The following is a 13,788-nucleotide window of genomic DNA, read 5'->3' as shown; positions in this document are numbered from 1 at the left end:
TTAAAGAGTATTTTTGGTCGGCACGAGAGGATTTGAACCTCCGACCCCCGACACCCCATGACGGTGCGCTACCAGGCTGCGCTACGTGCCGACGCATAAAAAGAATACTACTCGATTCCGTTTTGAATGCAAGGGAATCTGTTGCTAACTGGTTTATAATTAATCAGTTAGCGATAAAGCGCTTCTCATCCGTCAGAACCTGCAGCAGCAGGCTCAGCTGCGGTTTTTGGTCTTTCAACCGCTCACCCTGCAGATTATACGTCTGATACTTCCCATTGTTGTTCAGCACCAGCGTCAGCGCTGGCGTAGTCACCACCAGCGTGCTCTCTCCGGCAGCCGTCACCCAGTTATGGCGGCGGGTGGCACTGAAGAGATCCTGCCCCTGTGAATACTCGTTTGCTGGCGTGCTGACGTGCAGCAGACGTTGCATCAGGGTCGTCATCACATCTTTATGTTCAGTCAGCATATTGATGCGCTGCGCCGGCGTTCCCGGCCAGTGGATCACCAGCGGAACATGCAGATTTGGACGCGACCACTCCATGCTCTTCGTTTCGTCACCCAACGGGATACCATGACCGGCCGTGACGATCACGACGGTGTTATCCAGCTTGCCAGACTCGCGCAACGCGTCGAGCACGCGGCCAATCTGTGCATCAACATCACCGGCAGCGCGGCTGTAGCGGCGCGCAAAGCCTTTCTGATTCGTGTCCTCAAGGTTGGTGCCGTTTAAGGCAACCCACGAGAACCAGCGGTTATCTTCCTGGGCGTAGCGTTGCAGCCAGCTTATCCACTGACTGGCGGTCTGTTCATCTGTCTGGCTCTGTGCCGCCGGCAGTGAGAAGTCTGACAGCAGCGCCTGGCGATAGAGCGCGCTGTTAAAGCCATCCGAAGAGAATAGCCCTAACTGATAACCCTGCTGATTAAGTCCGGTGATCAGTGCCGCAGGAATACGTGCGGACAGCACGCCGTCCATGTATCCGGCTGAAATGCCGTAGAACAGACCAAAGATACCCGCGTCGGTCGAGTTACCGGAACTCATATGCTGTGTAAACGTCACGTTCTTACTGGCGAAATCAGCCAGAGCAGGCATCTGCTTCTCGTAACGTGAATAATTCAGGCCATCGACGGTGATTAACAGGACGTTTTGCCCGCGGCCCATATCGCGATAGCGTAGTTCGCTCAGCGGATACTGAACGCTGACCGCTTCCGGATTACCCTGTTCGACCAGACGGCGCTGATACTCCTGCGCATCCAGCAGGCCGTGTTTTTCGAGGAAACGGCGGGCCGTCATCGGATAAGAGAGCGGCAGGTTAGCGCGCTGCATGGTAATAGGGCGATAGAAGTTTGCATCCGCCCAGATATACATGATGTGCGAGCTAATAAAGGAGACGAAAAAGAGCGTCGCAACGGGCTTCGCGTAATGGCGGCGCCGGGTCAGGCTGCGCAGTTTTTGCCAGCTCCAGGTGGCAAACAGCATCTCAATAAGCAGGATCACCGGAACGCTGATAAACATCAGCTGCCAGTCACGGGCCGTTTCGTTTTGATCCGGGTTGATCACCAGTTCCCAGACGATGGGGTTGAGATGCAGGTGAAAACGGGTAAAGACTTCGCTGTCGATAAGCAGCAGCGTTATCCCCGCCGTCGCGAGGATAGCGGATAAGAAACGCATGAGCCGCTGCGACATGACGATAAACGTCAGGGGGAACAGGATCAGCAGATAGGTGGCGAAAACCAAAAAGCTAAAGTGACCCACAACGCTCATCCAGGAGTAAATACGCCCGGTTAGCGTTGTCGGCCAGTCTGCGACAAACAGATAACGACAGCCAATGACCGACGCTAACAGAATGTTGAACAGGGCAAACCAGTGTCCCCAGCTGACCATCTGGGAGACTTTTTCACGGTAGCGCTGACGATTCGTCACCATAAACTGTTGTTCGTTTCCCTTAATGGGCCTGGTCGTCGCTGACGGAGGACTGTAACGCCTGGGCGAAAGATTTGGCGATCGCCTGACGCTGAGCCGGAGCAACGCTGGTATTGATAAGGTTGGTGACCATATTTCCCAAAACCATCAGGGAGAGATCGGTCGGCGTTTTATGTTTTTCCAGTACGTTGACCAGCTCACTGAGCAGTTGTTCAACGTGTTCATCACTGTAGCGGGAATGTTGTGGCATAAATCAAAATCAGTTTGTTGATGAAAGGGCAACATATTACCGTAGCGACAGCTTTTTTTCCCCTTTTTTATCTGTTGTTGCACACATGACCTGGTGGTGGTTGAATACCGCCCGGTCTAAAAGGAGAGTTTATCATGAGTCTGGAAATCAACCAGATTGCCTTGCACCAGCTTATCAAGCGTGATGAGCAAACCCTTGAAGTGGTGCTTCGCGATTCGTTACTGGAACCCACGGCGACCGTTGTGGAAATGATGGCGGAGTTGCACCGCGTCTACAGTGCTAAAAATAAAGCCTATGGTCTGTTCAGCGAAGAGAGCGAACTGGCTGATAGTCTTCGTCTGCAGCGTCAGGGCGAAGAGGATTTCCTGGCGTTTAGCCGCGCCGCCACCGGACGTCTGCGTGACGAACTGGCAAAATACCCGTTCGCAGACGGCGGTATCGTCCTGTTCTGTCACTATCGTTACCTGGCAGTAGAGTATCTGCTGGTCACCGTGCTGAACAATTTAAGCAGCATGCGCGTGAATGAGCAGCTGGATATCAGCTCTACCCATTATCTTGATATCAACCATGCGGATATCGTGGCGCGTATCGATTTAACCGAGTGGGAAACGAACCCGGAATCGACCCGCTACCTGACCTTCCTGAAAGGCCGCGTCGGCCGTAAAGTGGCTGATTTCTTTATGGACTTCCTCGGCGCCAGCGAAGGTCTTAACGCCAAAGCGCAGAACAAAGGGCTGCTGCAGGCGGTTGACGACTTTACCGCCGAAGCGCAGCTCGATAAATCTGAGCGTCAGACCGTGCGCCAGCAGGTGTACAGTTACTGCAACGAACAGCTGCAGGCGGGAGAAGAGATTGAGCTGGAGTCGCTGTCAAAAGAGCTGGCGGGCGTCAGTGAAGTCAGCTTCCAGGAATTTACCGCTGATAAAGGCTATGAGCTCGAAGAGAGCTTCCCGGCGGATCGCAGTACGCTGCGACAGCTCACTAAATTTGCCGGTAGCGGCGGTGGGTTGACCATCAACTTTGATGCCATGCTGTTGGGTGAACGCATCTTCTGGGATCCGGCCACCGATACGCTGACCATTAAAGGCACGCCGCCGAACCTGCGCGATCAGCTTCAGCGCCGCACCTCAGGCGGGAAATAACAGGCATAAAAAAAGCCCCGCAGAAGCGGGGCTTTTTTTTCGACGTGTCTGCGATTACGCGCGAACGAAGTCGATGTGAGTGACTTTTGGCTTGAACGCGTGACGCTGAACAGCCTGAACTTTCACTTTTTCTTCTTTACCGCCAACAACGATGGTCAGAACTTCGCTGTAGAATTCAGGTTTGTTCTGCAGGTTCCACACTTTGTCGTGATCCAGTTCGATTGCAACTGGAGCAGCTTCGCCACCGTAAACGATAGCCGGGAACTTGTTAGCGTTACGCAGGCGGCGGCTCGCACCCTTACCCTGCACGTTACGTACTTCTGCTTCGATAGTAAACATTGATTTCTCTCTGTATTTTAAACCCTACTACAGGCGACCCAGCAGCAGGTGAGTGTTCTGCTTCACGGATATGAAGCGGGCGGCATTTTATACTCAAATGCCCTTCACATCAATGAAAAGTCCCCTTAACCGCGCAATTCGTTGGCGCGACGAAAACGGCCTTCGTAATCAAACACCTTTTCCCGAACCTGCCAGAACTGTCCTTTCATACGAGCCACAACAAAATCCGGGTGGCGCAGTAACACCTGCTGACGCACGATATCGGCCACGGTAATCCAGCGCAGCGGTACACCGGGAGTACGGGTGTGCGGGCGAATAAAGAGTTGTTCGAAGGCCATACGCTGGGCAGGCGTATGTACCCTGAAGCGCTCGCTGACGTCTGCGCCGTCTTCATCGTAATAGGTGATTTTCAGCCACTCGCCTTTGTCATCCGCGCCGGGTTGCAGTGCCATACCGGAACAGCGCAGCACCAGCGCATCTTTTAACTTCAGCGCTGCTTTTAACATGTCATCAGGATCGACCAGAACCGTATCGCATTCGCGACAGCGACGGGCGGCAATATCGTTTTCCGCATTGCACTGCGGGCAGTTTTTAAAGCGGAAACGGAAATCGCACTGTTCGCGATGTCCTTCGTCATCTTCAAACCAGCCCTGACAGCGGCGGCCAAAATGTTCAATCAGCGTGCCGTCTGCGGTGGTTTTACCCCAGAAGGTGTTGGCAAAACCACAGGCAGGGCAAAAGACCTGAACGGGGACGTTGTCGCTTTTGCCTTTTGGCGTGCCGACTTCCGGAGAGTAGAGATCGTGCGGGTTTCCGGCGTAATCCAGAATAAGACAGTCGGTTTTCCCGGGCGCCAGGCGCAGGCCGCGCCCCACAATCTGCTGATAAAGACTGACCGATTCGGTCGGACGTAAAATGGCAATCAGATCGACATGCGGGGCATCAAACCCGGTGGTTAACACCGACACGTTCACCAGATAGCGGAATTGTTGCGCTTTGAAGGCGTCGATCAGGCGGTCGCGCTCCGGCCCGGGCGTCTCGCCGGTGATTAAGGCCGCGTCCTCGGCGGGCAACAGCCCGGTAATTTCTCGCGCATGCTCCACGGTGGCGGCAAAGATCATGACCCCTTTGCGCGTCGCGGCGAACTCTTCTATCTGGCTAATGATATGCGGGGTAATGCGCTTTTGCTTTTTCAGCTCCTGGTTCAACTCCGCTTCGCTGAATAACCCGTTGCTCTGCGCCTGTAACCGGCTGAAATCGTACTGCACCACCGGCATGTCCAGCCGCTCGGGCGGCGTCAGGTAGCCATGCTTGATCATGTAGCGCAAAGGAAGTTCATAGATACAGTCGCTGAACAGCGCTTTCTCATCGCCGCGCACCATGCCGTGATAATGGTAGCGATAGATCCAGCCTTTACCCAGGCGAAACGGGGTCGCCGTCAGGCCAAGCAGGCGAAGGTGCGGGTTCACCTCTTTCAGGTGAGTGAGGATTTGCTGATACTGGCTGTCGTCGTCATCGCTGATGCGGTGACACTCGTCGACAATCAGCAGCGAAAATTCACTGCGAAACAGATCAAGGTTGCGGGCCACCGACTGTACGCTGCCAAAGACCACTTTGCCGTGGCTCTCTTTGCGCTTTAGCCCGGCAGCGAAAATGTCAGCTTCCAGCCCGAGCGCGCAATACTTGGCATGGTTCTGCGCCACCAGCTCTTTGACGTGGGCCAGCACCAGCACGCGTCCGCGTGCCAGACGCGCCAGTTCGGCGATCACCAGGCTTTTGCCAGCACCGGTCGGAAGCACAATGGCCGCCGGTGCCTGGTGTTTACGAAACCAGGCGAGAGTGGCGTCAACGGCTTCCTGCTGATAAGGACGAAGTGTAAAAGTCATGGGGTCTCGGTTTAGTTATTTCGCATATAGTATGCCACGAAACTTTTTCCCTTGAGTGGCGCAACCAGACCATTATACTGAGCCATTCCAGACTGCTTCTTTTTCGGACCTGTTGTCCGACTTCCAGCACCATTAAGGCTAAAAAGATTTCATGCGACTTGATAAGTTTATCGCTCAGCAACTCGGCGTAAGCCGCGCTATTGCCGGGCGTGAAATTCGCGCCAGCCGCGTTACCGTGGATGGCGACATTGTGAAAGACACTGCATTCAAACTCCAGCCTGACCATCAGGTTGAATATGACGGCAACCCGCTGACCCAACAGCACGGGCCGCGCTATTTCATGCTCAATAAGCCGGAAGGCTATGTCTGTTCTACGGACGATCCGGATCATCCAACGGTGCTTTATTTCCTCGACGAACCGGTCGCGCACAAGCTGCATGCCGCTGGCCGTCTCGATATCGACACCACCGGGCTGGTGCTGATGACCGACGACGGGCAGTGGTCGCACCGTATCACGTCTCCCCGTCATCACTGCGAGAAGACGTATCGGGTGACGCTGGAGTCTCCGGTCGCGGATGACACGGCAGAACAATTTGCCAACGGCGTTCAGTTGCATAATGAAAAAGATCTGACCCGGCCTGCCGTGCTTGAAGTGATCGCGCCTACCGAGGTTCGTCTGACCATCAGTGAAGGGCGCTACCATCAGGTGAAGCGTATGTTTGCCGCGGTGGGTAACCACGTTGTCGGTCTGCATCGTGAACGTATTGGCGCAATTGAACTCGATCCTGAGCTGGCGCCCGGCGAATATCGCCCGTTAACGGAAGAAGAGATCGCCAGCGTTGGTCTGCCTTCGCATTAATTTCAGGAGAACTCTGTGACCACCAGGCCACACTCGTCGTTCAAAATTGTCTTCATTCTTGGCCTGCTGGCCATGCTGATGCCGCTGTCTATTGATATGTATCTGCCTGCGCTGCCGGTTATTTCCGCGCAGTTTGGCGTACCGGCAGGCAGCGCGCAGATGACGCTCAGCACCTATATTCTCGGTTTTGCCCTCGGTCAGCTGTTTTATGGCCCGATGGCGGACAGCTTTGGCCGCAAGCCCGTTATTCTTGGCGGGACCCTGATTTTTGCAGGGGCAGCGGTGGCCTGTGCGCAGGCGCAAACCATCGATCAACTGATTGTCATGCGCTTTTTCCACGGTCTGGCAGCGGCAGCGGCAAGCGTGGTGATCAATGCCCTGATGCGCGATATCTACCCGAAAGAAGAGTTCTCCCGGATGATGTCGTTCGTGATGCTGGTGACGACGATTGCACCGCTGGTGGCTCCTATGGCCGGCGGTGCGGTGCTGGTATGGTTCAGCTGGCATGTGATTTTCTGGATCCTGGCGCTTGCCGCGCTGCTGGCCTCGGCAATGATCTTCTTCTTTATTGATGAAACGCTACCCGCGGAGCGCCGACAGAAGTTCCACATCCGAACCACAATGGGGAATTTCGCCTCACTGTTTCGCCATAAGCGCGTGCTGAGCTATATGCTGGCGAGCGGTTTCAGCTTCGCCGGGATGTTCTCATTCCTGAGCGCCGGGCCGTTTGTCTATATCGAACTGAACCATGTTTCTCCGCAGCACTTCGGTTATTACTTTGCGCTCAACATCGTCTTCCTGTTCATTATGACCATCATTAACAGCCGCTTTGTCCGCCGAGTCGGGGCGTTGAACATGTTCCGCGCCGGGCTTTGGATCCAGTTTGTGATGGCTATCTGGCTGGTGCTGAGTGCTTTTACAGGCGTGGGCTTCTGGGCGCTGGTGGTGGGGGTTGCGGCCTTCGTCGGCTGCGTGTCGATGGTTTCCTCCAATGCGATGGCGGTGATCCTCGACGAATTCCCGCATATGGCAGGCACCGCCTCGTCGCTGGCCGGAACATTCCGCTTTGGCATCGGCGCCATCGTCGGGGCGTTATTGTCGATGGCCACGTTTAATACGGCCTGGCCGATGCTGTGGGCGATGGCGTTTTGTGCAACCAGCTCCATTCTTTTCTATCTCTACGCCAGTCGGCCGCGAAAGGTGGCCAGCTAACGCGCAAATAAGGCCCAGTCAGGGCCTTTTTTGTTGACACACATCAACCAAAGCTGCGTTCGTTTACCCTGTGTTTGTTTCTTTTATGTAAAATCTATTTGTGTAAAAAGTCACATCATTGTATTTAAAAAGGTTGAGTTAGATCGCAGAAACGGGTACATATAGCGCCGACGCGAGCCTGAACACCTATAAAAAAGCGCCGAATAGTGCAGGCTGGCGATGATGTGTTACTATAAATGTAAATAAATTGTGAAGTAAATTTTGCTTCCGGGGAACGAACGTGAATACATTACAACTCTCCATAGTCCATCGCTTGCCCCAGAGCTATCGCTGGTCGGCGGGTTTTGCAGGTTCGAAAGTTGAACCGATTCCGCAAAGCGTCGCGGGTTGCGAGAATTGTCTGGTTGCACTTAAGTTGCTGAGCCCGAGCGACGAAAATGCATGGCGAGTCATGGAGCGTCTCAGCGAGGCCCTGACGGATATTGAAGTGGACAGCTCCGTACTGGAGTGTGAAGGTGAACCCTGCCTGTTCGTGAAAAGCCAGGATGAATTTGCCGCGACCTGCCGTCTGAAAAACTTTGGTGTTGCTATCGCTGAGCCTTTCTCGGGCCAGTATCCTTTCTGAGCGCTAGTCTGCGGACAACAGCTGGCGCGTGTAGCTCTGCGTTGGCGCAGCAAATACGCGCTGGCACTCTCCCTGCTCGACCACTTCTCCCTGTCGCAACACAATCACCTGATGGCATAACGCCCGCACAACCTGTAAATCATGGCTGATAAAGATATAGGCCAGCCTGTGCTTTTCCTGCAATCCTTTCAGTAATGCCAGGATTTGAGCCTGAACGGTTCTGTCCAGCGACGACGTTGGTTCATCCAGAATGATCAGCTCCGGTTTGAGGATCAGCGCGCGGGCAATGGCGATACGCTGGCGCTGACCGCCGGAAAATTCAGCCGGGTAGCGGTGCCGGGTATCCGGATCTAAGCCAACTTCTGCCATAACGCATATCACTTCTTCTTCCCGCTGCCGGACGGTCAATGCCGGCTGATGAACGCGCAGACCCTCTTCGACAATCTGTAATACGTTCAGCCGTGGGTTAAGCGAGGAGTTTGGATCCTGAAACACAACCTGCATGCGGGGACGAACGGGCAACATCTGGCGACGGTTCCAGTTGTGCAGCGGCATACCGTCAAAGAGGATCTCACCCTGCGAGGCGATTAAGCGCAGCAGTGCCAGGCCGGTGGTGCTTTTTCCCGAACCGGACTCGCCCACCAGTCCCAGCGATTCGCCCGGACGCAGGGAAAAATGGATATTTTTCAATACCGGATTCTGGTCGACGATGCGCCGCAGAATCCCTTTGCGAACAGGAAACGACACGCCCAGCCCCTCAACGCGCAGCAACGGCGCGCTGTCAGCCGGCAGGGGAACCGGGTCACCCGTGGGCTCGCTATCAAGCAGACGCTGCGTATAGGGGTGCTGAGGCGCTTTCAGCAGGGTGGCTGCGGTGTTCTGCTCGACGCAGCGTCCGTTTTGCATCACGGCGACGCTGTCGGCGAGCTTTCTCACAATGCTGAGATTATGGGTGATAAACAGCAGGCTCATGTTCAGTTCGTCACGCAGCTCCCGCAGCAGCCGCAGAATTTGCGCCTGCACCGTCACGTCCAGCGCGGTGGTGGGCTCATCGGCAATCAACAGTTCGGGTCGCGTGAGCAGGGCCATTGCAATCATCACCCGCTGACGTTCGCCGCCGGAAAGCTGATGGGGGAAATCGTTCAGCCGTTTTGCGGCATTGCGAATGCCGGTTCGTTCAAGACAATCCAGAATCTCCCCCCGCGCCGCCTCTTTGCGCATGCCCCGGTGCAGGGACAGCACTTCATAGAGCTGTTTTTCCAGCGTGTGCAGCGGGTTAAGAGAGACCATCGGCTCCTGGAAAATCATGGCAATGTTATTGCCGCGAATCCCGCGCAGGGTTTTTTCATCAGCATGCAGCAGCGAGTGACCGTGAAACAGAATGTCGCCTTGCGGATAGCTGACGGGCGGAGACGGAAGCAGGCGCAGGATCGACAGTGCCGATACGCTCTTGCCAGAGCCTGACTCGCCTACCAGCGCCAGCGTTTCGCCGCGCTGGATCTGCAGCGACAACTCCGTGACCACGGTACGCGCCTCACCCTGTTTTGAAAAGGCAATCGACAGGTTATCAATACTGAGAAGGGGCTGCGTCATCTTATACCGCCTTGTTGGGATCAAAAGCATCGCGCACGGCTTCGCCAATAAAAATCAGCAGTGAAAGCAGCACGGCCACGGCAAGAAAGGCGGTGATGCCTAACCACGGTGCCTGCAGGTTGTTCTTGCCCTGCAGCAGTAGCTCGCCGAGCGACGGGGAACCGAGAGGGAGCCCGAAGCCAAGGAAATCAAGCGAGGTGAGGGTAGTGATGGAACTGCACAGAATAAACGGCAGGAAAGTGAGGGTCGCTACCACGGCGTTAGGAAGCATATGGCGGAAAATGATCCCGCGGTCGCTCACCCCCAGCACCTGGGCAGCGCGAATGTAATCGTAATTACGGGTGCGCAGGAATTCCGCCCGCACCACGCCTACCAGCGCCATCCAGCCGAAGATGACGGTAATGCCTAACAGCCACCAGAAGTTTGGCTGTACCACGCTTGAAAGCAGAATGATCAGAAACAGCGTCGGCATGCCTGACCAGACTTCAATAAAACGTTGACCCCACAGGTCGATTTTCCCGCCGTAGTAGCCCTGAACGGCACCAGCTACCACGCCCATCACGCTGGAAAAGACGGTCAGCATCAGCCCAAAGAGGATCGAGATCCGCGTGCCGTAGAGGATGCGTGCCAGCACATCGCCGCCGTTGGCATCCGTTCCCAGCCAGTTTTGCGCGGAAGGCGGGGAAGGGAAGGGGGTGGTGGTCGCAAAGTTAATGCTGTTTGCGCCAAAACGCACCGGTGCCCAGAGTGCCCAGCCGTGCTGTTCAATTTGCTGGCGAAGCCACGGATCCTGATATTCAGCGGGCGTCGCAAACGGGCCACCAAAATCGCTTTCGCTGTATTGGGTGAGAACGGGCACATACCAGCGGTCGTTAAAGTGCACCAGCAGCGGTTTATCGTTGGCAATCAATTCCGAACACATGCTTAAGACAAACAGGACGGCAAAGATCCACAGCGACCAGTAACCGCGGCGGTTGTGGCGAAAACGGGCCCATCGGGCCTGGTTGACGGGGCTTAAACGCGGCATCAGCGGCCCTCAAAATCAATTCGGGGATCAACCAGCGTATAGCTGATATCGCTGATGATATTCAGCAGCAGGCCAATCAGGGTGAAGATATAAAGTGTGCCAAACATGACTGGATAATCGCGCGACACGGTGGCTTCATATCCCAGCAAGCCCAGTCCGTTGAGGGAGAACATCACCTCTATCAGCAGCGAGCCGGTAAAAAACATACTGATGAACGTGGCAGGAAATCCGGCAATCACCAGCAGCATGGCGTTGCGAAAGACATGTTTCCACATGATCTGCTTTTCGCCGACGCCCTTCGCACGGGCAGTCACAACGTACTGTTTACGGATTTCATCGAGAAAGGCGTTTTTGGTCAACATGGTCAGGGCCGCAAAGCCGCCAATGACGGTCGCAAGCACCGGCAGCGTGATGTGCCAGAAATAATCGGTGATCTTCTTGTACCAGGGCAGGGTGCTGAAATCCGCTGACACCAGCCCCCGCAGCGGAAAGATATCGAAATAGCTGCCACCGGCAAAAAAGACAATCAACAGAACGGCAAACAGAAACGCCGGAATGGCATAGCCGATGATGATAAACGTGCTGCTCCAGACATCGAAGCGGCTGCCGTTGTGAACCGCTTTACGGATCCCCAGGGGAATAGAGACGAGATAAATAATCAACGTTCCCCACAGCCCAAGGGTAATCGACACCGGCAGACTTTGCTTAATCAATGTTAAAACTGACGCGCTGCGAAACAGGCTGTCGCCAAAATCAAAGCGGAGGTAGTCCCAGAGCATGTTGAAATACCGCTCGTGAAGCGGTTTGTCGAAGCCATAACGATGGGTGATCTCGGCGATGACTTCCGGATCCAGGCCACGTCCGCCGCGATAATGGCTTTCACTGATATTTCCCAGGCCGGTGCGGGCATGGCTCGCGCCCATTCCTTCGCCACCGCCACCAGGCATGCCGCCGCTGTTGCCAAATTCAATGGCTGCAATAGCCTGGTCGACCGGGCCGCCGGGCGCGATTTGCACAATAAAAAAGTTAATCGTGATGATTGCCCAGAGGGTCGGGATAATCAGCAGGAGACGGCGGATCAGATACGCACCCATGATGATTCCTTATCGCCGCTCAGCGGGAAGTCTGGCGGCTTTGTTAACGTCATACCACCAGGTGTCGAAGCCCAGTGAATAGACAGGGCGTACGGCAGGCTCGGAGAACTTGTCCCAGCGCGCAAGCCGGTCTTCGCCCATATACCACATTGGCAGCATGTAGTAATTCCAGGTTAAGACCCTGTCGAGGGCGCGTCCCAGCGGCAGGAGTTTTTCTTTATCACCCTGCGCCGCCACAATTTTCGCAATCAAGGCATCAATCGCCGGGCTTTTCACCCCCGGCGCATTGTAGGAGGAGTCGATATAGCTGGATGCCCAGGAGATTTGCAGATCTGAGCTGGGCCACGGCTGCGCGGGCCACAGGGTTTGCATCATGTCGTAATCACGGCTGCGTTTGCGGTTGGTGAGCTGCGCGTTGTCGACCTGGCGAATGTTCATGGTAATCCCCAGCCGTTCAAGATTGTGCTTAAACGGCAGCACCCACTGATCGTTGCTTCCGGACGCAAGCAGCAGCTCAAAGCTTAACGGTTTGCCCGTTCTGGAATCGACGCGTTTTTGATTCTTCAGTGGCCAGCCTGCGTCATCCAGCAGTTTACTGGCTTTAAGCAGGTTGTCGCGATCGTAGCCGTCACCCTTTGACGCCGGAGGCTGAAATACCGTCGTGAACACCTCCGGTGGCAGTTCTGCTTTCAGCGGTGCCAGCAGGACAAGTTCGTCCGCTTTTGGGTAATCGCGTGCGGCATATTCAGTGTTCTGGAAATAGCTATTTGCCCGGCTGTAAGCGCCGTAAAATAGCGCTTTGTTCATCCATTCAAAATCAAAGGCCAGGGTAATGGCTTCCCGCACCCGGCGGTCAGTAAATACCGGACGCTGGATATTAAACGCCAGCCAGCGCGTATCCTGAGCGGACGCGTTTTTATGCTCGTCTTTAACGATATACCCGTTAGCGAAGTTTTTGCCGATATACCGTGTCGCCCAGTTTTTAGCGCTGCTCTCCACGCGCATATCGAACGCACCGGCTTTGAATGCTTCAAATGCCACGTTATCGTCAAGGTAGTAATCGTAGCGAAGGGTATCGAAATTCCAGCGGCCCCGGTTTACCGGCAGGTTTGCCGCCCAGTAGTCTTTGACCCGGGAATAGACAACATACTGCCCCATGCGCCAGTTGGTGATGCGGTAAGGGCCACCCGCCAGCGGGGGGGTGGAGAGCGGATCGCTAAGTTTGTGATCTTTCCAGAACGATTCAGGCATCACGGGCAGGGAGAACAGGCTGAGCATGTTCTCTTTATTCGGCTCACTCAGCTCAATACGCACCGTGAGCGGGGCAATGGCTTTGACCGTAACGCCTTTGTAGACAATGCGGAACTGGGGAACGCCCTCAGTCATAAATTTGTGAAATGTGAAGGCAATGTCGCTGGCTTTGACCGGCGTCCCATCGTGAAAACGCGCCCGTGGGTTAATCGAAATTTCCGCCCACGCGAAGTTATCCGCGTAACGCACGTTGTCCGCAATCAGCGGGTAGTAACTGCCGGGTTCATCATCAGACGTAACAAACAGCGTATCGTAGAGCGATTCTGTTCGCGCCGCCGCCACGCCGCGCAGGGCGAAGCGGTTGAAGTTGTCGAACGTCCCCGTGGCGGAGAGAGTCACGTTTCCGCCTTTTGGCGCGGCAGGGTTGACGTAATCGAAGTGCGTAAAATTGACCGCGTACTTTGGCTCACCAATCACAGAGAACGCGATGTTCTCTTTGATGGTTTGCGCCTGGCTGGACAGGCTCGTTAATGCCAACAGCAGCAACATAAAGCGCATAAGCATCTCGCGGCGGCTCCCTTTCGACTGA

The 13,788-nt window shown here is 55.1% G+C and carries 12 protein-coding genes and 1 tRNA gene; 4 read left to right on the top strand and 9 right to left on the bottom strand.

The genetic code is table 11. The features are described 5' to 3' along the window. Positions 1 to 14 precede the first annotated feature (14 nt). From JTA15_RS10605 to JTA15_RS10595, 3 genes are all read right to left on the bottom strand, one after another. Positions 15 to 91 (bottom strand) — tRNA-Pro (locus tag JTA15_RS10605). Between the two features lie 72 nt (positions 92 to 163). Then, positions 164 to 1,924, bottom strand: a complete 1,761-nt coding sequence (gene yejM, locus JTA15_RS10600) for an LPS biosynthesis-modulating metalloenzyme YejM (RefSeq protein ID WP_032680580.1) — start codon at positions 1,922 to 1,924, stop codon at positions 164 to 166. Between the two features lie 19 nt (positions 1,925 to 1,943). Then, entirely contained in the window at positions 1,944 to 2,171 is a 228-nt protein-coding gene (locus JTA15_RS10595; protein ID WP_001135586.1) for a YejL family protein, read from the bottom strand. Between the two features lie 134 nt (positions 2,172 to 2,305). Between JTA15_RS10595 and yejK the strand changes: the two genes are divergently transcribed. Continuing rightward, positions 2,306 to 3,313 (top strand): nucleoid-associated protein YejK, encoded by a 1,008-nt coding sequence (yejK, locus tag JTA15_RS10590; RefSeq protein WP_014170942.1) that lies wholly within the window; start codon positions 2,306 to 2,308, stop codon positions 3,311 to 3,313. A gap of 54 nt (positions 3,314 to 3,367) precedes the next feature. Here the strand turns inward: yejK and rplY are convergent, their stop codons facing one another. Next, on the bottom strand, positions 3,368 to 3,652 hold the full coding sequence (gene rplY / locus JTA15_RS10585) for a 50S ribosomal protein L25 (RefSeq protein ID WP_014170941.1): 285 nt from the start codon (positions 3,650 to 3,652) through the stop codon (positions 3,368 to 3,370). 125 nt (positions 3,653 to 3,777) lie between these two features. Further along, positions 3,778 to 5,538 carry a DEAD/DEAH box helicase gene (locus JTA15_RS10580; protein ID WP_020883178.1) on the bottom strand — a complete coding sequence of 587 codons (1,761 nt, stop codon included), beginning with the start codon at positions 5,536 to 5,538 and terminating at the stop codon, positions 3,778 to 3,780. 151 nt (positions 5,539 to 5,689) lie between these two features. On the opposite strand from JTA15_RS10580, the gene rsuA reads away from it, so the two are divergent. From rsuA to JTA15_RS10565, 3 genes are all read left to right on the top strand, one after another. Beyond that, positions 5,690 to 6,397: a 16S rRNA pseudouridine(516) synthase RsuA gene (rsuA, locus tag JTA15_RS10575; protein ID WP_014170938.1), complete on the top strand. Its 708-nt coding sequence runs from the start codon at positions 5,690 to 5,692 to the stop codon at positions 6,395 to 6,397. A 15-nt stretch (positions 6,398 to 6,412) separates the two neighbouring features. Continuing rightward, positions 6,413 to 7,609, top strand: coding sequence for a Bcr/CflA family multidrug efflux MFS transporter (locus JTA15_RS10570; RefSeq protein WP_014170937.1), 1,197 nt, complete (start codon positions 6,413 to 6,415; stop codon positions 7,607 to 7,609). A gap of 280 nt (positions 7,610 to 7,889) precedes the next feature. Next, complete coding sequence (locus tag JTA15_RS10565) at positions 7,890 to 8,234, top strand: YejG family protein (RefSeq protein WP_014170936.1); 345 nt, start codon at positions 7,890 to 7,892, stop codon at positions 8,232 to 8,234. Between the two features lie 3 nt (positions 8,235 to 8,237). On the opposite strand, the gene yejF is transcribed toward JTA15_RS10565, so the two are convergent. From yejF to JTA15_RS10545, 4 genes are read right to left on the bottom strand one after another with little or no spacing between them, the layout of a single operon-like run. Next, entirely contained in the window at positions 8,238 to 9,827 is a 1,590-nt protein-coding gene (gene yejF, locus JTA15_RS10560; RefSeq protein WP_219373207.1) for a microcin C ABC transporter ATP-binding protein YejF, read from the bottom strand. A gap of 1 nt (position 9,828) precedes the next feature. After that, the gene (locus JTA15_RS10555) at positions 9,829 to 10,854 is read right to left on the bottom strand and encodes an ABC transporter permease (protein ID WP_014170934.1); all 1,026 of its coding nucleotides are present in this window, start codon (positions 10,852 to 10,854) and stop codon (positions 9,829 to 9,831) included. Continuing rightward, positions 10,854 to 11,948, bottom strand: coding sequence for a microcin C ABC transporter permease YejB (locus JTA15_RS10550; RefSeq protein ID WP_014170933.1), 1,095 nt, complete (start codon positions 11,946 to 11,948; stop codon positions 10,854 to 10,856). The genes JTA15_RS10555 and JTA15_RS10550 overlap by 1 nt, the downstream gene beginning before the upstream one ends. A gap of 9 nt (positions 11,949 to 11,957) precedes the next feature. Further along, positions 11,958 to 13,763: an extracellular solute-binding protein gene (locus JTA15_RS10545; RefSeq protein ID WP_219373206.1), complete on the bottom strand. Its 1,806-nt coding sequence runs from the start codon at positions 13,761 to 13,763 to the stop codon at positions 11,958 to 11,960. Positions 13,764 to 13,788 lie beyond the last annotated feature (25 nt).

It is taken from the genome of Enterobacter sp. BIDMC 29 (genome assembly GCF_019378755.1).
Classification (GTDB): Bacteria; Pseudomonadota; Gammaproteobacteria; order Enterobacterales; family Enterobacteriaceae; genus Enterobacter; species Enterobacter ludwigii.
This window is presented reverse-complemented; position numbering and strand designations above follow the sequence as displayed.

Bases quoted from the DNA above. Each gene is read 5' to 3' on its own strand.
- JTA15_RS10545 (WP_219373206.1), bottom strand. From the start codon at position 13,763: ATGCTTATGCGCTTTATGTTGCTGCTGTTGGCATTAACGAGCCTGTCC.
- yejK (WP_014170942.1), top strand. From the start codon at position 2,306: ATGAGTCTGGAAATCAACCAGATTGCCTTGCACCAGCTTATCAAGCGT.
- rplY (WP_014170941.1), bottom strand. From the start codon at position 3,652: ATGTTTACTATCGAAGCAGAAGTACGTAACGTGCAGGGTAAGGGTGCG.
- rsuA (WP_014170938.1), top strand. From the start codon at position 5,690: ATGCGACTTGATAAGTTTATCGCTCAGCAACTCGGCGTAAGCCGCGCT.
- yejF (WP_219373207.1), bottom strand. From the start codon at position 9,827: ATGACGCAGCCCCTTCTCAGTATTGATAACCTGTCGATTGCCTTTTCA.
- JTA15_RS10550 (WP_014170933.1), bottom strand. From the start codon at position 11,948: ATGGGTGCGTATCTGATCCGCCGTCTCCTGCTGATTATCCCGACCCTC.
- yejM (WP_032680580.1), bottom strand. From the start codon at position 1,924: ATGGTGACGAATCGTCAGCGCTACCGTGAAAAAGTCTCCCAGATGGTC.
- JTA15_RS10595 (WP_001135586.1), bottom strand. From the start codon at position 2,171: ATGCCACAACATTCCCGCTACAGTGATGAACACGTTGAACAACTGCTC.
- JTA15_RS10555 (WP_014170934.1), bottom strand. From the start codon at position 10,854: ATGCCGCGTTTAAGCCCCGTCAACCAGGCCCGATGGGCCCGTTTTCGC.
- JTA15_RS10580 (WP_020883178.1), bottom strand. From the start codon at position 5,538: ATGACTTTTACACTTCGTCCTTATCAGCAGGAAGCCGTTGACGCCACT.